19 protein-coding genes are annotated in these 19,790 nt (G+C 73.1%); 13 read left to right on the forward strand and 6 right to left on the reverse strand.

Annotated features, from left to right (window positions below; translation table 11 throughout):
• Positions 1 to 11 precede the first annotated feature (11 nt).
• The 4 genes from glnII to ACZ6Y7_RS19875 all read right to left on the reverse strand — a co-directional run bounded on the left by glnII (position 12) and on the right by ACZ6Y7_RS19875 (position 4,386).
• Positions 12 to 1,034: a glutamine synthetase gene (glnII, locus tag ACZ6Y7_RS19860; RefSeq protein WP_270143183.1), complete on the reverse strand. Its 1,023-nt coding sequence runs from the start codon at positions 1,032 to 1,034 to the stop codon at positions 12 to 14.
• A gap of 203 nt (positions 1,035 to 1,237) precedes the next feature.
• Positions 1,238 to 2,242: an SCO1860 family LAETG-anchored protein gene (locus ACZ6Y7_RS19865; RefSeq protein WP_465759208.1), complete on the reverse strand. Its 1,005-nt coding sequence runs from the start codon at positions 2,240 to 2,242 to the stop codon at positions 1,238 to 1,240.
• Between the two features lie 166 nt (positions 2,243 to 2,408).
• Positions 2,409 to 3,086 (reverse strand): uracil-DNA glycosylase, encoded by a 678-nt coding sequence (locus ACZ6Y7_RS19870; RefSeq protein ID WP_465759209.1) that lies wholly within the window; start codon positions 3,084 to 3,086, stop codon positions 2,409 to 2,411.
• Positions 3,087 to 3,294: 208 nt separating this feature from the next.
• Complete coding sequence (locus ACZ6Y7_RS19875; RefSeq protein WP_465759210.1) at positions 3,295 to 4,386, reverse strand: amidohydrolase family protein; 1,092 nt, start codon at positions 4,384 to 4,386, stop codon at positions 3,295 to 3,297.
• Between the two features lie 43 nt (positions 4,387 to 4,429).
• Here ACZ6Y7_RS19875 and ACZ6Y7_RS19880 point away from each other — a divergent pair, with 43 nt between their 5' ends.
• Positions 4,430 to 5,584, forward strand: a complete 1,155-nt coding sequence (locus tag ACZ6Y7_RS19880; RefSeq protein ID WP_465759211.1) for a pyridoxal-phosphate-dependent aminotransferase family protein — start codon at positions 4,430 to 4,432, stop codon at positions 5,582 to 5,584.
• A 55-nt stretch (positions 5,585 to 5,639) separates the two neighbouring features.
• Here ACZ6Y7_RS19880 and ACZ6Y7_RS19885 read toward each other — a convergent pair whose 3' ends face one another.
• Positions 5,640 to 7,283 carry an APC family permease gene (locus ACZ6Y7_RS19885; protein ID WP_465759212.1) on the reverse strand — a complete coding sequence of 548 codons (1,644 nt, stop codon included), beginning with the start codon at positions 7,281 to 7,283 and terminating at the stop codon, positions 5,640 to 5,642.
• Positions 7,284 to 7,703: 420 nt separating this feature from the next.
• On the opposite strand from ACZ6Y7_RS19885, the gene tmpA reads away from it, so the two are divergent.
• Complete coding sequence (tmpA, locus tag ACZ6Y7_RS19890) at positions 7,704 to 9,284, forward strand: 2-trimethylaminoethylphosphonate dioxygenase (protein ID WP_465759213.1); 1,581 nt, start codon at positions 7,704 to 7,706, stop codon at positions 9,282 to 9,284.
• A gap of 37 nt (positions 9,285 to 9,321) precedes the next feature.
• On the opposite strand, the gene ACZ6Y7_RS19895 is transcribed toward tmpA, so the two are convergent.
• Positions 9,322 to 10,164 carry a GntR family transcriptional regulator gene (locus ACZ6Y7_RS19895; RefSeq protein WP_465759214.1) on the reverse strand — a complete coding sequence of 281 codons (843 nt, stop codon included), beginning with the start codon at positions 10,162 to 10,164 and terminating at the stop codon, positions 9,322 to 9,324.
• Between the two features lie 353 nt (positions 10,165 to 10,517).
• Here ACZ6Y7_RS19895 and ACZ6Y7_RS19900 point away from each other — a divergent pair, with 353 nt between their 5' ends.
• The 11 genes from ACZ6Y7_RS19900 (at position 10,518) to ACZ6Y7_RS19950 (ending at position 19,748) form a co-directional block, all read left to right on the forward strand.
• Positions 10,518 to 11,681, forward strand: coding sequence for an ABC transporter substrate-binding protein (locus ACZ6Y7_RS19900; protein WP_465759215.1), 1,164 nt, complete (start codon positions 10,518 to 10,520; stop codon positions 11,679 to 11,681).
• Between the two features lie 6 nt (positions 11,682 to 11,687).
• On the forward strand, positions 11,688 to 12,665 hold the full coding sequence (locus ACZ6Y7_RS19905) for an ABC transporter permease (RefSeq protein WP_465759216.1): 978 nt from the start codon (positions 11,688 to 11,690) through the stop codon (positions 12,663 to 12,665).
• Positions 12,665 to 13,474, forward strand: a complete 810-nt coding sequence (locus ACZ6Y7_RS19910) for an ABC transporter permease (protein WP_465759391.1) — start codon at positions 12,665 to 12,667, stop codon at positions 13,472 to 13,474. Before ACZ6Y7_RS19905 ends, ACZ6Y7_RS19910 begins: the two co-directional genes overlap by 1 nt.
• A gap of 31 nt (positions 13,475 to 13,505) precedes the next feature.
• On the forward strand, positions 13,506 to 14,594 hold the full coding sequence (locus ACZ6Y7_RS19915) for an ABC transporter ATP-binding protein (RefSeq protein WP_465759217.1): 1,089 nt from the start codon (positions 13,506 to 13,508) through the stop codon (positions 14,592 to 14,594).
• 61 nt (positions 14,595 to 14,655) lie between these two features.
• Positions 14,656 to 15,414, forward strand: coding sequence for an HAD family hydrolase (locus ACZ6Y7_RS19920; RefSeq protein ID WP_465759218.1), 759 nt, complete (start codon positions 14,656 to 14,658; stop codon positions 15,412 to 15,414).
• A gap of 7 nt (positions 15,415 to 15,421) precedes the next feature.
• Positions 15,422 to 15,742, forward strand: coding sequence for a DMT family transporter (locus ACZ6Y7_RS19925; RefSeq protein WP_402218686.1), 321 nt, complete (start codon positions 15,422 to 15,424; stop codon positions 15,740 to 15,742).
• Positions 15,743 to 15,855: 113 nt separating this feature from the next.
• Positions 15,856 to 16,347, forward strand: coding sequence for a hypothetical protein (locus ACZ6Y7_RS19930; protein ID WP_465759219.1), 492 nt, complete (start codon positions 15,856 to 15,858; stop codon positions 16,345 to 16,347).
• A 222-nt stretch (positions 16,348 to 16,569) separates the two neighbouring features.
• Positions 16,570 to 16,869, forward strand: coding sequence for a hypothetical protein (locus ACZ6Y7_RS19935; RefSeq protein ID WP_465759220.1), 300 nt, complete (start codon positions 16,570 to 16,572; stop codon positions 16,867 to 16,869).
• Positions 16,866 to 18,188, forward strand: coding sequence for a putative T7SS-secreted protein (locus ACZ6Y7_RS19940; RefSeq protein WP_465759221.1), 1,323 nt, complete (start codon positions 16,866 to 16,868; stop codon positions 18,186 to 18,188). The genes ACZ6Y7_RS19935 and ACZ6Y7_RS19940 overlap by 4 nt, the downstream gene beginning before the upstream one ends.
• Positions 18,178 to 18,852: a hypothetical protein gene (locus ACZ6Y7_RS19945; RefSeq protein ID WP_465759222.1), complete on the forward strand. Its 675-nt coding sequence runs from the start codon at positions 18,178 to 18,180 to the stop codon at positions 18,850 to 18,852. The genes ACZ6Y7_RS19940 and ACZ6Y7_RS19945 overlap by 11 nt, the downstream gene beginning before the upstream one ends.
• On the forward strand, positions 18,849 to 19,748 hold the full coding sequence (locus ACZ6Y7_RS19950) for a hypothetical protein (protein WP_465759223.1): 900 nt from the start codon (positions 18,849 to 18,851) through the stop codon (positions 19,746 to 19,748). The genes ACZ6Y7_RS19945 and ACZ6Y7_RS19950 overlap by 4 nt, the downstream gene beginning before the upstream one ends.
• Positions 19,749 to 19,790: the final 42 nt, after the last annotated feature.

Here is a 19,790-nt window from a genome sequence, read left to right on the forward strand (position 1 = left end):
AGGGAGGGGGATCAGACCTGGCCGGCCTTCTCCAGCGCCTCGCAGCAGGTGTTGATCAGCAGGCGGGTGACGACGTAGGGGTCGACGTTCGCGTTCGGGCGGCGGTCCTCGATGTAGCCCTTCTGCTCCACCTCGACCTGCCACGGGATGCGGACGGACGCACCGCGGTTGGAGACGCCGTAGCTGTAGACGTTCCACGGGGCGGTCTCGTGCTTGCCGGTCAGGCGGGACTGGATGTCGTCACCGTACTGGTTGACGTGCTCCAGGACCTTCTCCTGGGAGGCGCCGAGCGACTCGCAGGCGGTGATGATGGCGTCGTAGCCCTCGCGCATCGCCTTGGTGGAGAAGTTGGTGTGGGCACCCGCGCCGTTCCAGTCGCCCCGGGCCGGCTTGGCGTCCAGGGTGGCGTCGATGCCGAACTCCTCGGCGGTGCGGTAGAGCAGGTAGCGGGCGATCCACAGGTCGTCCGAGACGGTCAGCGCGTCGACCGGGCCGATCTGGAACTCCCACTGGCCGGGCATGACCTCGGCGTTGATGCCGCAGATGGCCAGGCCGGCGTCGAGGCAGCGGTCCAGGTGCAGCTCGACGATCTCGCGGCCGAAGACCTCCTCGGCGCCGACACCGCAGTAGTAGCCGCCCTGCGGGGCCGGGTAGCCGCCCTCCGGGAAGCCGAGCGGGCGGGAGCCCTTGAAGAAGGTGTACTCCTGCTCGATGCCGAAGATCGACTCCTGCGCGGCGTACTTCTCGTCGACCTCACGCAGCAGGGCGCGGGTGTTGGACTCGTGCGGGGTGCCGTCCGTCTCCAGGACCTCGCAGAGGACCAGGATGTGGTCGCCGCCGCGGATCGGGTCCTTGACGACCTTCACCGGCTCCAGCACGCGGTCCGAGGCGTGGCCCTCGGCCTGGTTGGTCGAGGAACCGTCGAAGCCCCAGGTCGGGATCTTGTCGGCGTTCGGCAGGACGCGAGTCTTGGAACGGAGCTTCGCGGTCGGCTTGGTGCCGTCGATCCAGATGTACTCGGCCTTGATTGCCACGGCGTGTCCCTCGCATTGCTGGGTGGTGGGTGCCCGCGTAGCGTCGCAAGCCGCCGTTTCCCGGTTGTTCCTCTCATGTAACGCGCAGGTGAACCAACCGTCCGCATTGGCACGGTCACGGTGCGGGAGTGCCGGGAGTGACACTCCCGCACCGCCGCGTGCCACGGCCTGGGGGGTCGGCGCCGAGCGGCCGGCGCCGGCGGTCAGTGCCGACGGGCGTGCGCGGCCCGGCGGCGCCGGGTGGCCCATAGCGCGGCGGCCCCGCCCGCGACCAGGGCGGCGGCCCCGGCGGCCAGCGGGCCGGTGGCACTGCTGCCGCCGGTGGCGGCCAGCCGCTCCGGCTGCCCGCTCTTCTCCGCCCCGGCCCGTGGCGCGGCGGCGCGCGAGGTGGTGGTGTCGGCCACCGGCTGGGCCGCGGCCGGCGCGTTGGTCGGCGCCGTCGCCGGGACGGACGCGGTGGCCGACGGACCGGCGGGCTTCTCGCAGCCCACCGAGGCGACGGTGACCTTGCCGCTGACCTTGGCCACGTTCAGGTTCAGCGGGTTCACCTCCACCTGCACCTCCAGGGCCGAGGCGGCGGCGGTGGTCGTGGTGGTGGTCTTCTTGGAGAACTCCACCGACACGCTGCCGATCAGCGGCACGTCCACCGTGGTCGGCCCGTACAGGCCGACGGTGACTGGCTTGCCGAGCACGGTCAGCTTGGCGGGCGCGACCACGTCGGCGGTCGGCGGCCCGTCCACCGGGCAGGTCACCTCGGCGCTCATCGCCTCCAGGCCGAGCAGCGCGGTGGCGGGCAGGCCGGGGGCGTGCACGTCGGCGTTGACCAGCTTGACGGAGGCGGCGGCGCCCCGGGCGTCGACGCGGGTGACGGACGTGCCGATGTCCGCCTTCACCAGCTCGACCGGGCCCTGCTGGTCGACGCCGTCCACCTTGGCGGTGAGCACCGAGCCGTTCCGCTGCGCGGGCGACTCCACCTTGTTCAGCGCGATGTTCACCGGGACGTCCACCGCGTTGTTCAGCAGCTTGACGTCCAGGGCGAGTTCGGCGGTGACGGCGCGCGCCTTGCCCGGCGCGGACGCCTGAGCGGACGCCGATGCCGGCGCGGACGAGGCCGGGGGCGCGGCCGGAGCCGCCTGGACGGGGCCGGCGGTGAGCGCGGTGCTCACCACCACGACGGCGGCTGCGGAAACGATTCGGCGAGAAGACATGGCGGTACCCCCACACGAGCCCGTACGGGCCCATACAGATGAAACGATGAGCCGCCAGTCTTCTCGAACAACCCGTCACATGAGCAACACGGAACGTCATTTCACTCGTTGGAGTGAGATTGACGTTCCGCGCTGACCCGACTCTGCTACAGCGACGGCAACTCCGTTACGGCAGACGCCAGTCCACCGGCTGCGCCCCCTGCCGCACCAGCAGCTCGTTGGCCCGGCTGAACGGCCGCGAGCCGAAGAACCCGCCGTTCGCCGAGTACGGGCTCGGGTGCGCCGACTCGATCGCCGGGATGTCCCCCAGCAACGGCCGCAGGTTACGGGCGTCCCGCCCCCAGAGGATCGCCACCAGCGGCCCGCCGCGCGCCGCCAGCGCCCGGATCGCCTGCTCGGTGACCTCCTCCCAGCCCTTGCCACGGTGCGCGGCGGGCTTGCGCGGCGCGGTGGTCAGCGCGCGGTTGAGCAGCAGCACGCCCTGCCGCGTCCACGGCGTGAGGTCCCCGTTGGACGGCTGGGGCAGGCCGAGGTCGTTGCCGTACTCCTGGAAGATGTTGATCAGGCTGGCCGGGATCGGCCGCACCTCCGGCCCGACCGAGAAGCTCAGCCCCACGGCGTGCCCGGGGGTCGGGTACGGGTCCTGCCCGACGATCAGCACCCGCACGTCCGCGAAGGGCTGCTGGAAGGCCCGCAGCACGTTCGGCCCGGAGGGCAGGTAGGTACGGCCTGCGGCCAGTTCGGCGCGCAGGAAGTCGCCCATCGCGGCGACCCGTCCGGCGACGGGTTCCAGGGCGGTGGCCCAGCCGGGCTCGACGATCTCGTTCAGTGGACGCGGTGCCATGGTCGCCACCCTATCGGCCTACACCGACAGGGGTGTTCAGCGGATGATCATGTGATCGAGGGCCCCGCGAAGGCCGGGCGACGGTCGTCCGGAGGCGGCCCGACACCCCCGGCGAGCATCCGGCGCGCCACCTCCGGGCAGCCGGCGGCGCGCCACCTCCGGGCAGCCGCCGGGCGGCCGCACCGAGACGGCCCGGACGCGGCCCGGCTCACCCCACCGGGCGCCCCCGCAGCACCACCAGCCGAGGAGCCGCCAGCACCCGGACGTCCGCCCTCGGGTCCTCCCCGTAGACCACGAAGTCCGCCGACGCGCCCTCCTCCAGGCCCGGCCGCCCCAGCCACGCGCGCGCCCCCCAGCTCGCCGCCGAGAGCGCCTCGGCCGGGCTCAGCCCCGCCTTCACCAGCTCCGCCACCTCCTCGGCGACCAGCCCGTGCGCCAGCGAGCCGCCCGCGTCGGTGCCGACGAACACCGGGATGCCCGCGTCGTGCGCGGCGCCCACGGTGTCGTACCGGCGCTCGTGCAGCCGCCGCATGTGCGCCGACCAGGCCGGGAACTTGGCCTCTCCGCCGGCCGCGAGGTCCGGGAAGGTGGCGATGTTGACCAGGGTCGGGACGATGGCGACGCCGCGCTCGGCGAAGACCGGGATCAGCTCCTCGGTCAGCCCGGTGGCGTGCTCGACGCAGTCGATCCCGGCCGCCAGCAGGTCCGGCAGGGACTCGGCGGAGAAGCAGTGCGCGGTGACCCGCGCGCCCTCCTCGTGCGCCGCCGCGATCGCCTCGACCAGCGCGTCGCCGGGCCAGCAGGCGGCGAGGTCGCCGCGCTCGCGGTCGATCCAGTCGCCGACCAGCTTCACCCAGCCGTCCCCGCGCCGGGCCTCGGCCCGCACGTAGGCGGCCAGGTCGCCGGGCTCGATCTCGTGCGCGTAGTTGCGGATGTAGCGGCGGGTGCGCGCGATGTGCCGGCCGGCCCGGATGATCCGGGGCAGGTCCTCGCGCTCGTCGATCCACCGGGTGTCGGCGGCCGAGCCGGCGTCGCGGATCAGCAGGGTGCCGGCGTCGCGGTCGGTGAGCGCCTGCTTCTCGCTGGTCTCCGCGTCCACGGCGCCGTGCGCGTCCAGGCCGACGTGGCAGTGCGCGTCCACCAGGCCGGGCAGCACCCAGCCGGTCACCGTACGGACGTCCCCGGCGGTCCGCGGGCGGGTGAAGCTCACCCGGCCGTCCACCACCCAGAGTTCGTCCCGGACGTCCTCCGGACCGACCAGCACCCGACCCCGCACGTGCAGCACCGCAGCATCGCTCATGGCCGCACTCTACCGACGGGGGCGTTCCGTGGAAGCGGCGGGAATGCGGCAGACTCGTTCCCGCACCCACGACCGCTGCCAGTCCCGCGAAAGGCCACCCGTGAGCCCCTTCCTCGACCTCCCCCCGCTCAGCGCCGCCGAGTTCGCGAAGATCGAGGACCAGGTGGCCGCGCTGCTGCACACCGAGGCCGACGTGATCGTCACCCAGGGCGAGGCGCTCCTGCCCCTGGAGGCCGCGATCCGCGGCGCCGCGCACCCGGGCTCCACCGCGCTCAACATCGTCACCGGCCCGTACGGGCAGACCTTCGGCAGCTGGCTGCGCTCCTGCGGCGCGACCGTCGTCGACCTCGCCGTCCCCTTCGACAGCGCGGTCAGCGCGCAGCAGGTCACCGAGGCCCTGCGGGCCGAGCCCGGGATCGACTTCGTCTCGCTCGTCCACGCCGAGGCCGCCACCGGCAACACCAACCCGGTCGCCGAGATCGGCGCCGTGGTCCGCGAGCACGGCGCCCTGCTGATGCTCGACGCGGTCGCCTCCGTCGCGGCCGAGCCGCTGCGCACCGACGAGTGGGGCGTCGACCTGTGCGTGATCGGCGGCCAGAAGGCGATGGGCGGCCCGGCCGGGGTCTCCGCCGTCTCGGTCTCCGAACGCGCCTGGGAGCGGATCACCGCCAACCCGGCCGCCCCGCGCCGCTCCTACCTGTCGCTGCTGGACTGGAAGGAGCGCTGGACGGACGCGGGCCGGACCGTCCTCCCGCACGCCCCGGCCCAGTTGGAGATGCTGGCGCTCGGCGCCTGTCTGGACCGGATCGCCGCCGAGGGCCTGCCCGCCGTCATCGCCCGCCACCGCGCCGCCGCGGCCGCCACCCGGGCCGGTGTCCGCGCGCTCGGCACCCTCGCCCCCTTCGTCACCGAGGACGCCCACGCGGCCCCGGTCGCCACCACCCTGCGCACCCCGGACGGCCTGGACGCGACGGAACTCGCCGCCCGCCTCGACCCGGCCCTGCCCGTCCAGCCGGGCGGCGGCGCGCTGGCCGCCTCGATGCTCCGGGTCAACCACTACGGCACCGCCGCCGCGCTGGACACCGTCCGCGCCTGCCTCACCGGCCTCGCGACCGCCACGAACGCCGACGCCGAGCCGGCCCTGGCCGCCGCCGAGTCCGCGTGGGCCGCGACCGCCGCGGCCGTCGCGGCGGCCTGACGCACGGAGCGGCGGCCCCGGGAAACGCTCCCGGGGCCGCCGCTCGCGTACGGCCTCAGTGGCCGCCCGCGTCCACCACCTCGACGCCGCGGATGTTCCGCTCGATCTCGGCGGGCGGCAGCGCGACCGCCAGCGCCCAGTAGTAGACGACCAGCGAGAACACCACCACGACGCCGATGTCCCACCACAGCGGCAGGTTCCCCTGCGCGCCCTCGCCGAAGGTGCCCTGCCAGGAGATGATCCCCATCCCGACCAGGTAGGCCGGCAGCCACTGCCCGGCCTTGAAGTCCATCCGCGGCGCGTTCGGCACCCCCTTGGACGCGGCGTACGCGGAGTACCCGCCGAGCAGCACGTACCCGATGACGATCGCCAGGCCCAGGCGCCACAGGGTGTCCCACCCGGACCAGTAGATGATCAGGCTGGCCACCGCGAAGGCCAGCGGCGAGATGATGGTGCCGCCGGGCAGGTGGTAGGACCGCTCCAGCCCGGGCAGCCGCTTGCGCAGCACCCCGAAGGCCAGCGGGGCGCCCGCGTACATCAGCACCACGGCCGAGGTGATGAACCCGACCAGCCGCTGCCAGCTGGGGAAGGGCAGGAAGCAGATCACGCCGGCGACCCAGGCGATCACCAGGCCGAGCCAGGGCACCGAGTTGCGGTCGGTGTACTGCAGGGCCTGGGGCGCGTAGCCGTTGCGGCTCAGGCCGTAGGTGACCCGCGAGCTGGAGGTGATGTAGACCAGTCCGGTGCCGGCCGGGGAGATGATCGCGTCGATGAAGAGGATGGTGGCCAGCCAGCCGAGGCCGATCAGGGTGGCGAGGCCCGCGAACGGCCCGCTGATGCCGGGGTAGGTCAGCGTGCCCCAGCCGCCCGCGAAGGTCTCCGGCGGCAGGGCTCCGATGAACACCACCTGGAGCATCACGTAGACGATCGTGCCGATCACCACCGATCCGAGCACCGCCCGGGGGATGTCCCGGCGCGGGTTGCGGCTCTCGCCCGCCCACTGGATGGCCTGCTCGAAACCGAGCAGCGCGAAGATCACCCCGCTGGTGCTGATCGCGGCGAGCACGCCCTTGGCGCCGTCCGGCGCGAAGCCGTGGACGGTGAAGTTGGAGCCGTGGAACTCGGTGATCCCGAGGGCGAAGATGGCCAGGATCGGGACGGCGACCTTCCAGACGGTGGCCACGCTGTTGGTGTGCGCGAGGAGCCTGACGCCGAGGAAGTTGATCGCGACGAAGACCGCCATCAGCACGGCCGCCACCACGAACCCGGCGCCGGTGAGCGTCAGGTCCTTGTTCAGCAGGCCGTCCGCCCAGGACCAGTGCTGGGCGTAGTTGATCATCGCCTGCACCTCGATCGGCGCGATCGTCGCCGCCTGCAGCCAGGTGAACCAGCCGAAGGACATCCCCGCGAAGCCGCCGAACGCGTAGTGCGGGTACCGCGCCGTCCCGCCCGCCACCGGGAACAGCCCGCCCAGCTCGGCGTGGATCAGCGCCAGCAGGACGATCGCCACCGCGCCGATCCCCCAGGACAGCAGCGCGGCGGGCCCCGCCGCCACCGCCGCCTTCTGCGCCCCGAACAGCCAGCCGGACCCGATGATCGCCCCGACCGAGGCCCACAGCAGCCCGATGACCCCGACCTCGCGCTTGAGCCCGGTGTGCCCCGAGGCTCCCGTACTCGAATTCGTATCGGCATGCGCCATGCCCGGCCGCCTCTCGTCAGGGAAAAATCCACCCCGACAGTGCCGTAGCCCCGCCGCCTCCCCCGCCCCGAAACGCGCTGCGCCCCGGCCCCGTCAGCCAGACGGACGAAGCGGCCGCCGATGCCGGCCGCTCCCCTGCGCGGCCGTGCCGGGACCTCGTCGGACCGCGTACCGCCGGTCGGCGGGTGAGCGGGTCCGTGCCCGCGCATCCGAGCAGGTCCGGAACACCGGCTCGGCAGCGCCCCAGGGGCCGCGGGCCGGCGCGGGCGCAAGGGGGTTCGGGCGCCCCTCCCGACACCGTTCCCGCAGCGTTCACCTGCCGGGCACCCGGAACTCACCGGCGGCAGGCAGGCTCCAGCGGGCGGGCAGAGTTGGCTATACAACTTTGCCCCCCAGGCCCGTCGAAGAGGAGAGTCGGACATGACCGAGCTGCCGCCGTACTGGCTGCGCGACAACTGCCCCTGCGCCGAGTGCCGGGATCCGCGCAACGGGCAGAAGCTGTTCCAGATCGACGACCTGCCGCAGGACCTGGCGATCGCGGCGAGCACCGAGACCGCCGGGCAGCTGGAAGTGCTCTGGTCGGACGGCCACCGCTCCCGCTACCCCCTCCCCTGGCTGACCGAGGAGGACGAGGGCGACGGGCGGACGGAGCAGGGCAAGCGGCTCTGGGTGGCGGCGGACTTCGCGCGCGGCATCCCCGAGGCGCCGTGGGAGGCCTACCTGGCCGACCCGGCCGAGCAGGCCGCGGTCCTCGCCGCCGTCCGGCGCAGCGGGTTCGCCGTCCTGCGCGGAGTGCCGGCCGTGGAGCGGCAGGTGCTGCGGGTCGCGGAGAGCTTCGGGTACGTCCGCGTCACCAACTACGGGGAGCTGTTCGACGTCCGGGTCGAACCGGACCCGAACAACCTCGCCTTCACCAGCGTCGCGATCGCCCCGCACACCGACAACCCCTACCGCGACCCGGTGCCGACCCTGCAGCTGCTGCACTGCCTGGAGAACTCCGCGACCGGCGGGGACTCCGGGCTGGTGGACGGGTTCACGGCGGCGGCGCTGCTGCGCGAGGAGTCACCGGCGGACTTCGAGACGCTGACCCGCACGCCCGTCCCCTTCGTCTTCCGCGACCGCCGCACCGAACTGCGCGCCGACCGTCCGCTGATCGATGTCGACCCGCTCGGCCGGATCCGGGAGGTGCGGTTCAACAACCGCTCGATCGGCACCCTGCGCGCCGGCGCGGCCGAGCGCGACGCCTTCTACGCCGCGTACCGCCGCTTCGCCGCGATCACGCTGCGCCCGGAGCTGCGGCTCAGCTTCCGGCTCGGCCCCGGCGACTGCCTGGTCTTCGACAACACCCGCCTGCTGCACGCCCGCACCGCCTTCCGGCAGGACGGACACCGGCACCTCCAGGGCTGCTACGCCGACCTGGACTCGCTGTCCTCCACCCTGTCCGTGCTGCACCACCGCACCGCCGCCCTGGACGCGATCGCCGCGCTGTTCGAGGGCGAGGGCGCCGGGGAGTACCTCGGCGAGGAGGTCACCATGGCGGAGCACATGCTGCAGGCCGCCGCTGCCGCCGAGGCCGCCGGAGCGCCGGACCACCTGGTCGCCGCCGCCCTGCTGCACGACGTCGGCCACTTCCAGGGCGCCCTGCACGGACGGGACCTGATGCGGGGCCAGGACAACCGGCACAGCGAGTCCGGCGCGCACTGGCTGGCCCGCTGGTTCGGCCCGGAGGTCACCGAGCCGGTGCGGCTGCACGTGGCGGCCAAGCGCTACCTGTGCGCGGTCGAGCCGGGCTACACGGAGCGGCTCTCCGCGGCCTCCGCGTACACGCTGGCCGTCCAGGGCGGTCCGATGTCCGAGCGGCAGGCCGAGGAGTTCGCCGGACTCCCGGGCGCGGCCGACGCGGTGGCCGTCCGGCGCTGGGACGAGCAGGCCAAGGTGGCCGGCGCGGTCACCCCGGGCTTCGACCACTACCGCCCGCTGCTCGCCGCCCTCATGCGGTAGCGCGGCGGCACGCCGCCGGCCCGCGCGGGGGCGCCCCTCAGTCCATCTCCCGCGCGTGCCGGGAGAGCGCCGAGGTCGCCAGGGAGTTGTGCACGCTGAACGCCACCGTCCCCGGCAGGTAGCGGTCCTGGGACCACTCCACCGGCGTGCCGGTCGGGTCGGTGGTGCGGCGCCGTTCGCGCAGCAGCGGGCCGCCGCGGCGGCAGCCGAGCAGCCGGGCGTCCTCGGCGTTGGCGGCGACGATGTCGATGGTGTGGTCGGCGTCGGTGAACAGGATGCCGTGCTCGCGCAGCACTTCGGTGTGCGAGACGACGTCCGGCGGCAGTTCGGCGACGATCTCGCCGACCCGCGGCGGGTAGACGGTGCGCTCGACCATGACCGGCGTGCCGGACAGCGTGCGCAGTCGGACCGTCACGTACACCTCGGCGCCCGGCTCCAGGCGCAGTTGCTCGCGTTCGGCGGCGTCGGCGGGGCGGCGCACCAGCGAGTCCAGGATGCCGCCGGGCTCCTCGCCCATCGAGTACGCCCAGTGCGTGAAGCTGAGCAGTTCGGAGAAGCTCTGCACCCGGGCGCCGCCGAGCACCACCCGGCGGGTGCCGCGGCGGGAGGTGACCAGCCCGTCGGAGCGCAGCACCGCGAGCGCCTGGCGGACGGTGCCGCGGGAGACGCCGTACTGCTCGGCCAGCGAGCCCTCGGCGGGCAGCCGGCCGGCCTCGCCGTACGCACCGGTGGTGATGGCCTCGCGCAGATCCGCGGCCACCTTCCGGTACAGCGCGCCGGAGGCCCGCTCCCCGGTCGAAGAGGCGCGCTCCCCCGTCGCGGCGGGGCGCTCTCCGGCCGCCGGGCCCTCGGCCCCGGGCCGCTGGGGCTCAGTTGCCACGTCAGTCAATGTCCCTCCTGGGGCGGTGTCCTGCGCAGCGGTACCGGCGCGGACAGCCCGACCCTATCCCGCTGCGTCTTCGAAGCATCGCACCGAACGGATCACGCTCCGATGGCCGGATTCCACCGTTCCCGCAGCCGACCCCGGTTCTGGGCCGTCCGTTCACCTTCCCGTCACCGGACTCCGGCGTACTTACCCCCGTCAGCGAAGTTGGCTAGTCAACTCGGACGGCTCCGAACAGCCCCCAAGCCCGGACGACTCCCCGACGACTCCGGACGACTCCGGACCGCCACTCGCCAGATCCCCCGATCGAGACGCCCACTCGCAGTTCCCCCTTCTCAGGAGACTGACCCGTGTCCGTGCACCGCGCCCGCTCCGCCGCCTTCGCGGCCGTCCTGACCGCTGCCGCGCTCTCCCTCACCGCCTGCGGCTCCGCCGGATCCTCCGCGAAGTCCGGTGACGCCGCGGGCGGCAAGAACGCCAAGACCGCCACCTCGGTCGCCGACTTCGGCGGCATGGACGGCCTGGTCGCCGCCGCCAAGAAGGAGGGCAAGCTGCACGTCATCACGCTGCCGCGCGACTGGGCGAACTACGGCAAGCTGATGGACGACTTCAAGGCCAAGTACGGCATCGAGATCGAGGACGAGAACCCCGACGGTTCCAGCCAGGACGAGATCAACGCCGTCACCTCCCGCAAGGGCCAGGACCGCGCCCCCGACGTCGTCGACCTGGGCTCCGCCTTCGCGCTGAGCGCCGCCAAGCAGGGCCTGCTGGCCCCGTACAAGGTGACCGACTTCGACAAGATCCCGGCCACCATGAAGGACGCGGACGGCCGCCACTACAACGACTACGGCGGCTACATGTCGATCGGCTGCGACGCCAAGAAGGTGTCCGTCTGCCCGAAGACCTTCGCCGACCTGCTGAAGCCCGACTACAAGGGCATGGTCGCCCTGAACGGCAACCCGACCAAGGCCGGTGCCGCCTTCGGCGCCGTCTACGCGGCCGCGCTGTCCAACGGCGGCTCGCTGGACAACATCCAGCCCGGCATCGACTTCTTCGGCAAGGTCAAGCAGGCCGGCAACTTCAATCCGGTCGAGGTCACCCCGGCGACCATCGAGAAGGGCGAGACCCCGATCTCGATCGACTGGTCGTACCTGAACGCCGGCTACGCCGACAAGTTCAAGGACAAGGGCATCGACTGGCAGGTGGCCATCCCCTCGGACGGCTCCTACGCCCAGTACTACAACCAGGCCATCAACAAGGACGCCCCGCACCCGGCCGCCGCGCGCCTGTGGGAGGAGTACCTCTACAGCGCCCAGGGCCAGAACGGCTTCCTCGGCGGCTACGCCACCCCGGCCCTGTTCGACGCCATGAAGGCCGCCGGCACCCTGGACGCGGCCGCCGCGGCCAAGCTCCCGACGGTCGAGAAGCCCTTCACCACCTTCCCGACCCAGGACCAGACGGACGCGGCCAAGAAGGTCGTGACCGAGAACTGGGCCAAGGCGATCGCGGGCTGACCTGAGATGACCACGGCTCCCACCCCGGTGCCGGCCTCCGCCTCCGCCGCCCAGAGCGGCGGGGGCGCGCCCGGCCCCGCCTCCCCCACCCCGGCCTCGGCCCGCACGGCCCAGGCCCCCCGCCCCGGCAGGCGCCGGGCCGGGCGCGGCAGGGCCTGGCTCGCCGCCCTCCCCCTGCTGCTGTTCTTCGTGGTCGGCTTCGGCCTGCCCGCCGTCGCGATCGCCGTCGGCGCGTTCACCACCTCCTCGGACGCCCCGGACGGCGGCGGCGCCTTCACCACCGACAACCTCACCGCCTCCCTCCAGGGCGCCTACTGGACGGCCCTGTGGGGCAGCGTGAAGCTCTCGCTGCTGACGGCGCTGATCGCCACCGTGGTCGGCCTGCCGCTGGCCCAGGCCGTGGCGACCTCCCGGTTCCGGATGTTCCGCGAGGCGGTGATGTCGGCCTCCGGCGTGCTGGCCAACTTCGGCGGCGTGCCGCTGGCCTTCATGTTCGTCGCCACCCTCGGCAACTCCGGCGAGGTCACCAAGAAGCTCGGCCTGACCGCCCACGGCTGGAACCTCTACACCTTCTCCGGCCTGTCGGTGGTCTACCTCTACTTCCTGGTCCCGCTGATGGTCATCACCATCACCCCGGCCCTGGAGGGCCTGCGCGTCCAGTGGCGCGAGGCCGCCTCCAACAACGGCGCCACCTCGCTGCAGTACTGGCGGCACGTCGCGCTGCCGGTGCTGCTGCCCTCGCTGCTCGGCGGCTTCGTGCTGCTGTTCGGCGCCTCCTTCGCCGCTTACGCCACCGCCGAGGCCATGGTGGGCAGTTCGGTGCCGCTGATCTCGATGCAGATCGGCGACGCCCTGTCCGGCAACGTCCTGGTCGGCCAGGGCAACCTCGCCCTCGCCCTGGGCCTCGACATGATCGTGGTCGCCTGCCTGGTGATGGCCGTGTACCTGCCCCTTCAGCGCCGGAGTGCCAAGTGGCTCGCCTGATCGATCGCATCCGTTTCGGCCGCGGCCTGGTCCTGCTGCTCTGCGGCGTGTACTTCGCCGTGCCGATGGCCGCCTCGCTGTGGTTCAGCATCGACGACAACAAGGGCGGCACCACCTTCCGCGCCTACACCGAGCTGCTGAACGCCCCCGGCTTCACCGACAGCCTGGTGCTCAGCCTCGAACTGGCCGGCGTCACCGTCGCGGTGCTGCTGCTCCTGCTCGTCCCGGCGATGCTCGCCGCCCGGCTCGGGGCGCCCCGGCTGCGCCCGGTGATCGAGGTGATGTGCTCGATGCCGCTGGTCGTCCCGGTGGTCGCGCTCACCACCGGCATCATCGGCGTGCTGCGCTGGGGCCCGGACTACCTGCAGGACACCCCGCTGTTCCAGACCATCGTGGCGATCCAGGACCCGGCCTTCCCGGTCGTCCTGGTCATCGCGTACGTGCTGATGGCGCTGCCCTTCGCCTACCGGGCGATCGACGCCGGCCTGCGCGGCGTGGACGTCGCCACCCTGGTCGAGGCCGCCCGCAACTGCGGCGCGGGCTGGCTGCGCGCGGTGTTCACCGTCGTCCTGCCCAACCTGCGCAGCGCGCTGCTGAACGCGGCCGTGCTCACCGTCGCCCTGGTGCTCGGCGAGTTCACCACCGCCTCCATCCTCGGCTTCGCCCCCTTCTCGGTGTGGATCAACTCCAACGGCAAGAGCGACGGCCAGATGTCCGTCGCGGTCTCCATGCTCAGCCTGTTGATCGTCTGGCTCGTCCTGCTGCTGATGTCCTCCGTCGGCCGCGGCCGCAAGGCCACCCGGTCCTGAACCACACCCCCGCTTCCAGGAGTCACCTGCCATGACCACGGTCCCCGCCCCCGTCACGGGAGTCGCGCTCGCCCCCGGCAGCGCCACCGTCGAGTTCCGCTCGCTGCGCCGCTCGTTCGGCGCCACCACCGCCCTCGACGGCCTGGACCTCACCGTCCACCCCGGCGAACTGCTCGCCCTGCTCGGCCCGTCCGGCTGCGGCAAGACCACCGCCCTGCGCATCCTGGCCGGCTTCGAGCAGCACGACTCCGGCGAGGTCCTGGTCGACGGCCGGGACATCACCGCGATCCCGGCGCACAAGCGCGACGCGGGCATGGTGTTCCAGTCGTACAGCCTCTTCCCGCACCTGACGGCGCTGGACAACGTCGCCTTCGGGCTGCGGATGCGCGGCACCGGCAAGGCCGACCGCCGCAAGCGCGCCCAGGAGCTGCTGGAGCTGGTCGGCCTGCCGCACCGCGCCGAGCACTACCCGCACCAGATGTCCGGCGGCCAGCAGCAGCGCATCGCGCTCGCCCGCGCGCTGGCCCTGCAGCCCCGCGTGCTGCTGCTGGACGAGCCGCTGTCCGCGCTGGACGCCAAGGTCCGCCTGCAGCTGCGCGAGGAGATCCGGCGCCTGCAGCAGGAGCTGGGCATCACCACTCTGTTCGTCACCCACGACCAGGAGGAGGCGCTGTCCATGGCCGACCGGGTCGCGGTGCTGCGCGCGGGCAGGCTGGAGCAGTGCGCCACCCCGTCCGAGCTGTACGGCCGGCCGGCCACCGCGTTCGTCGCCGAGTTCGTCGGCACCATGAGCCGCATCCCGTGCACCCGCACCGCGGAGGGCGTCGAGGTGCTCGGCCGCCGCCACGCGGTGGACGGTGCGGTCCCGGCCGACGGCGAGCTGCAGGTGCTGGTCCGCCCGGAGAACGTCACGCTCACGCCCGCCGAGGACGGCCCCGCGCTGGTGGTCAACGCGTCCTTCCTGGGCGCCGTCACCCGGCTCACCGTCCGTCTCGACGACGGCACCGAGGTCAAGGCCGACCTGCCCACCGAGGCCACCGCGGCGCTGCCGGCCGGTTCGCGCGCCGTGCTCACGCTGCCGCAGCGCCCGGTCCTGGTGGACCGCCGCCCGGCGGCCTGAGAGCCTCGTACCTCCCTGCACGTCCTGATGAAGCACCGAAGGTACCGCCATGCCTGAATCCATGCCTGAATCCGTCCTGCCCGAATCCCCCCTGCCCGGCGCGCTGCCGGACCCCTTGCCGGGCGACCCGCCCGGGGCCGTGGCACCGTCCGGGGCCGCCCTGCCCGCCGCCGTCCTCTTCGACATGGACGGCACCCTGGTCGACACCGAGCAGCTGTGGTGGCGGACCGCCGTCGAGATCGCCGAGGAGCTCGGGTACCCGCTCACCGAGCGGGACGCCCCCGAGGTGCTCGGCCAGGCCGTCGAGCACACCGCCGCCCACCTGCACCGGGCCGGCGGCGCCACCCTCGGCGAGGCCGAGCTCGCCGCCCGGCTGGGCGACTCCTTCGCCGCCAAGGTCGCCGCCGAGACGGTGCCGCGGCCCGGCGCGCTGGCCCTGCTGGCCTCGCTGCGGGACTCCCGGGTGCCCACCGCGCTGGTGTCCGCCTCCCCGCGCAAGGTGGTGGACCTGGTGCTGGCCGCCATCGGACGGGACTGGTTCGCCGTCACCCTGGCCGCCGAGGACACCGCGCGCACCAAGCCCGCCCCGGACCCGTACCTCGCCGCCGCCGAGCGGCTCGGCCTCGACCCGGCGGTCTGCCTCGCCGTCGAGGACACCCCGACCGGGGTCGCCTCCGCCACCGCGGCCGGCTGCGCCGTGCTCGCCGTGCCGTCGACCCCGACGCCGATGCCGGAGGGCGACCGGATCACCCTGCTCGCCAGCCTGGAGCAGGCCGATCTCGCGCTGCTCGGGAAGCTCGCCGCCGCCCCGGCGGTGTGACCCCGCCATGCCCTACGTCCTGCTCACCCTCGCCATCCTGAGCGAGGTCTGTGCCACCAGCTGCCTCAAACTCACCGAGGGGTTCACCCGCCTCTGGCCGAGCCTCGGGGTCGGCATCGGCTACGCGCTGTCCTTCTTCCTGCTCGGCAAGGCGCTCAAGCACATCCCGGTCTCCGTCGCCTACGCGGTCTGGTCCGGGGCCGGTACGGCGGCGGTCGCCGGGATCGGCGTGGTCGCCTTCGGCGAGTCGCTCGGGCGGCTGCAGTGGCTGGGACTCGCGCTGGTGATCGTCGGGGTCGTCGTGCTCAACCTCAAGGGCAGCCACTGACACCCGCGTCCTGACGGTACGCCACCCCACGCAACCGCTGCTCAACTCACCTACCGGAGCGGGAAGTCGGACGGGCCGACTTCCCGCTCCCGGGCGTTCGCTACGGTGTTCCCATGACGGACCCCCGGCCCCACCACTACCGCTTCGTCCACCGCGAGCTCGCCCGCCAGGTCCTGGAGTTCGGACCGCGGGTGGCCTCCCCGGCCCCGGACGGCGGCAGCCTGCTGCCCGTCGTCACGCAGATCTGGGACGACCTCGGCCGGACCCTCCCGCCCGAGGAGCGCCTGCCCGCCCACGGCCTCGACTGCCGCCACCTGTCGGTCGACGGCCACCACCTGCTGCTGGTCACCCTGCCCACCCCGGTCGGCGCCACCGAGGCCCACTTCGTCGCCGCCGTCCACCCCCGCGGCGGCAAGGACGTGCGCTACGTGACCCTGGAGCACGCGTTCAGCCCCTTCGACGGCAGCCCGGGCACCGTCCTCGGCGAGTGGACCGCCGAGAGCCACCTCAACCACGGGCCCGGCCCCTCCCCCGTCGCCGAGCTCTTCGTCGCGTCGGTCGTCGGGCTCGTCACCCCGAAGAAGCGCGGCTTCTGGCGTCGTTGACCCCTTCTCGCTCCGCCGGCGGGTGTCGGCGGCCCCGATCGGGCGGGTGTGCAAGGCGACGCCAAGGCGACGTCAAGACGATGCCAAGGCGGCGTCAGGGCGGCGTCGACGGTCCGTCAAGGTCTCGTGATGAAGGCCCCCGCCGTGACGGAACGGATCACCGCCGGCCGTACGGGGGCTATGCTCGCCCGGTCCGACGAATCAGCGCATCGGGGGGCAAAAGTGGCCGACTTCACGGTCAGCACCGAATTCCTCGCCAAGTTGGCCCAGGACCTCAAAGGCTGCGGCGACGAACTCGACCAGGGGCTCAAGGCCTTGCAGGAGGCCAGCCGCACCGGAACGGGCTTCGACTTCCTGGACGAGGCCTGCGAGCACTTCCACAGCAGGTGGGAGTACGGCCTGAAGAAGGTCCGCGAGTGCGTCAAGGTCCTCGACGAGGGCCTGAGCAAGGTGCAGCAGAGCTACGACGGCACCGAGCAGAGCATCACCAAGGCCCTCACCCCGGCGGGAGGCCAGTCGTGACCGCCCCCGCCCCGCCGGACTGGTCCGGCCTCGGCTTCAACCCCGCCCCCGGGGACTCCGGCGCCGTCTCCGGCCTCAGCGGGAGCCTGCGCCGGGTGGGCCAGCACCTGACCGACGTCCACACCACCCTCGCCCAGATCGCCGCCGACCAGGGCCAGTGGACCGGCGACGCGGCCAAGGCCTTCGCCGCCCAGTTCGGCAAGCTCCCCGGCTACCTCCAGGACGCCGCCGACTCCATCACCGCCGCGTACCAGGCCCTGGACGTCTGGTACCGGGCACTGACCGAACACCAGCCCAAGGCCGCCGAGTTGGCGCGTGCCGCGGTCACCGCCCAGCGGAACAAGGAGAAGGCCGAGCAGGCCCACGCGGCCGCCGCCGCGGCACCCGACCTCGAACTGGCCGGCCGGACCTTCCCCGACGACGCCTCCCTCGCCGCCGCCGAACAGCGCTACACCAAGGCGAAGGCCCACCTGGACGCGGCCGCCGCGCTGGTCACCAGCGCCTCCACCGAACTCGCCGGCCTGCGGAGCCGGGCCCACGAACTCGCCGGGACCCACACGTCGGACGCCCGCAAGACCGCCGACGCCATCCGCAAGGCCGCCGACAGCAAGGCCCCGCCCGAGCCCGGCTGGCTCAGCAAGGTCGGCGACTGGCTGAAGAACCACGGCGCGGACCTGCTGACGGTGGCCTCGGCTGCTTTCGGGATCGCGGCCGTCTTCTTCCCCGCCTTCGCCCTGCCCGCCATCCTGCTGAGTGTCGCGGCCGCCGGTACGCACGCGGCCAAGTACGGCATCAGCGGCCTGATCCCGACCAGCATGGCGAACTTGGGCAACGACCTGACAGTGGCCGGCGACCTCCTGGGGGCCCTGCCGGGCGGGGCCGTCCTCAAGGGCGGGTTCACCGCGATCAAGGGTGCCCGGGCCACCGGCGTCGGTGTCAGGGCCTCGGTAGGCGTCGGCGCCACCGAGATCCGTACCGCGGCGAGGGCCATCGACCCGGCCAATCCACTCTTCGTGGCAGCCGTGGAGAAGCCCGCCATCAAGCTCGGGCTCTCGAAGGCCACCGCCATGAACGTCTCCGACGGTGTACAGGCTGCGAGCGGCGTGGCGCTGACCGCGCCCACGGCCGCCAGCCTCTTCACCGACAACCCGAGTCCGGGCTTGACCGCGGCGGTGAACTACACCACCGGTGGCGGGAACGTGATCAACGGTGCCGGAGCAACGGTCGGCGGCACCGGAAAGACCCGGATCGTCGCCGGCCTGCTCGGCGCCGGAAGCGCGATCACCACTGGCATCTGGGGAGCAGGACATGATCGCTGAGCCGACCGTCCCACCCCTGTGGATCTCCCTGCCCGACGGCTTCACCGGCATCGACCTGGACGAGGACCCGGGTGAACGGATGACCCGGATCGTGGACGGCCTCGCCGAACTCGACGTTCTCGGTCCGGAAAGGAAGCTCGGCATCGCCGTCGCCGCCGAGGTCAACCTCCAGGCACAGCTGCGTGAGGGCGCGGTGCACGTCGCCAACTGTCTGGTGCAGACCGGGGAGGAGACGGTCGTCCAGGGCATGCTCAGCATCTTCGTCAGGGAACAGGAGTCCGGCCCGCCCGGAACCTACCCCGAGCGCGTAGCCCAACAACTCGCCGATGCCTGGCCGGACGCCGACGTCGAGGTCCTCGACTTCCCGCTCGGCCGCGCCGCCGTCGTCGCCCGTGACCTGAGGGTACCCGTCGCCGGAGTGGTCTACGGTCTCGCCGGTTCGGGCGTCGCCACGGTTCGCCAGCTCGAGGCTCTTTTCCTGCACCCGTGGAGCCCACACGTGGTGGCGATCGTCTTCACGACCCAGCACCTCGACCACTGGGACGGGTGGCTGACGCTGATCGGCGACGCGATCAGCGGCATCTCCTTCTACCCGCCGCGCGACGAGTCCTCGGACGCCCTGCCGCCGGAGCAGTGGGACAAGGTCCGGAAGGCCTTCGGGTGACGCTCGCCCGCTCCGGAGGGGCCACGGGCACCAACCGCCTGTGGCCCCTGCGGGCCGCCGTCCTCATCGCCGTCCTGACCGGCCTGTTCGTCGGCATCGTCCTGGCATACGTGTACGTCGGCACCCTGTTCGCGCTCGGGCTCGGCTGCCTGTACGTCGCCACGGCGGGCGCCGGACTCGCCAAGTCCGCCCGCCCCGGGAGCGATCTCGACCTCAAGGACGTCAGCGCCGCGCTGCTCCTGATCCTTTTCGTGCTCCTCATGGCGTGCGGCGCGGGCGTCGATGCCTGGCACAACCACGTTCTGGCCTCGGGGCGGACCGTCGACGCCGTGGTGGTGAGCGAGCACGTGGAGACCTCACTCCGTGGCGCCACCAAACGGACCTACGCGCTGGTGTCCACGGGGGAAGGCGCCGTCCCCGGCGGACCGCTGGAACCGGATTCCCGCCGGTTCCAGCCCGGCGACGCCGTGACCGTTCGCATGGACCCGGCGGGCCGGATCGCCCCCAAGCTTCCCGGGGAGGCCGACTCGCCGGCGTCCCTGTCGGCCGCGATCGGGCTCAACGCCGCCATCGCGCTGGTGGTCCTGTGGTGCGCCTACGACGGCAGCCGACCGGCCCGGACCCCGCGTCCGCCCGGTCCCTGGCGGGAGGGGCTGCGCCGGCTCGACGGCCTGCCGCTCGCCGCAGCGGCCACCGCCGCGTCCGTGCCGTGGCTGCTCCTCTTCCGGCTCGTCCGGGGCAACCTCGCCCTGAGCGTTATGGTCTCCGCCCCGTACCCGTTCGCCGCGCTGGCCGCCTTCGGCGCGCTGATCCGCGACGAGAACCGCAAGCGTCCCCAGGGGACGGTCCTCCTGGCGGTCGCCGCGGTCTTCGCCCTCCTCGCCGCCCTCTCCTGAGGCCGGTCGGTGACCCGGGCGACGCGAGAGGTCCTCGCCCCG

The sequence above is a fragment of the Kitasatospora sp. NPDC053308 genome (assembly GCF_055585785.1).

Excerpts from the sequence above, each read along its gene's own strand:
- ACZ6Y7_RS19925 (WP_402218686.1), top strand. The coding sequence starts at position 15,422 with ATGCCCTACGTCCTGCTCACCCTCGCCATCCTGAGCGAGGTCTGTGCC.
- ACZ6Y7_RS19865 (WP_465759208.1), bottom strand. The coding sequence starts at position 2,242 with ATGTCTTCTCGCCGAATCGTTTCCGCAGCCGCCGTCGTGGTGGTGAGC.
- ACZ6Y7_RS19875 (WP_465759210.1), bottom strand. The coding sequence starts at position 4,386 with ATGAGCGATGCTGCGGTGCTGCACGTGCGGGGTCGGGTGCTGGTCGGT.
- ACZ6Y7_RS19905 (WP_465759216.1), top strand. The coding sequence starts at position 11,688 with ATGACCACGGCTCCCACCCCGGTGCCGGCCTCCGCCTCCGCCGCCCAG.
- ACZ6Y7_RS19915 (WP_465759217.1), top strand. The coding sequence starts at position 13,506 with ATGACCACGGTCCCCGCCCCCGTCACGGGAGTCGCGCTCGCCCCCGGC.
- ACZ6Y7_RS19885 (WP_465759212.1), bottom strand. The coding sequence starts at position 7,283 with ATGGCGCATGCCGATACGAATTCGAGTACGGGAGCCTCGGGGCACACC.
- ACZ6Y7_RS19920 (WP_465759218.1), top strand. The coding sequence starts at position 14,656 with ATGCCTGAATCCGTCCTGCCCGAATCCCCCCTGCCCGGCGCGCTGCCG.
- ACZ6Y7_RS19930 (WP_465759219.1), top strand. The coding sequence starts at position 15,856 with ATGACGGACCCCCGGCCCCACCACTACCGCTTCGTCCACCGCGAGCTC.
- ACZ6Y7_RS19945 (WP_465759222.1), top strand. The coding sequence starts at position 18,178 with ATGATCGCTGAGCCGACCGTCCCACCCCTGTGGATCTCCCTGCCCGAC.
- ACZ6Y7_RS19880 (WP_465759211.1), top strand. The coding sequence starts at position 4,430 with ATGCGGCAGACTCGTTCCCGCACCCACGACCGCTGCCAGTCCCGCGAA.
- tmpA (WP_465759213.1), top strand. The coding sequence starts at position 7,704 with ATGACCGAGCTGCCGCCGTACTGGCTGCGCGACAACTGCCCCTGCGCC.
- ACZ6Y7_RS19870 (WP_465759209.1), bottom strand. The coding sequence starts at position 3,086 with ATGGCACCGCGTCCACTGAACGAGATCGTCGAGCCCGGCTGGGCCACC.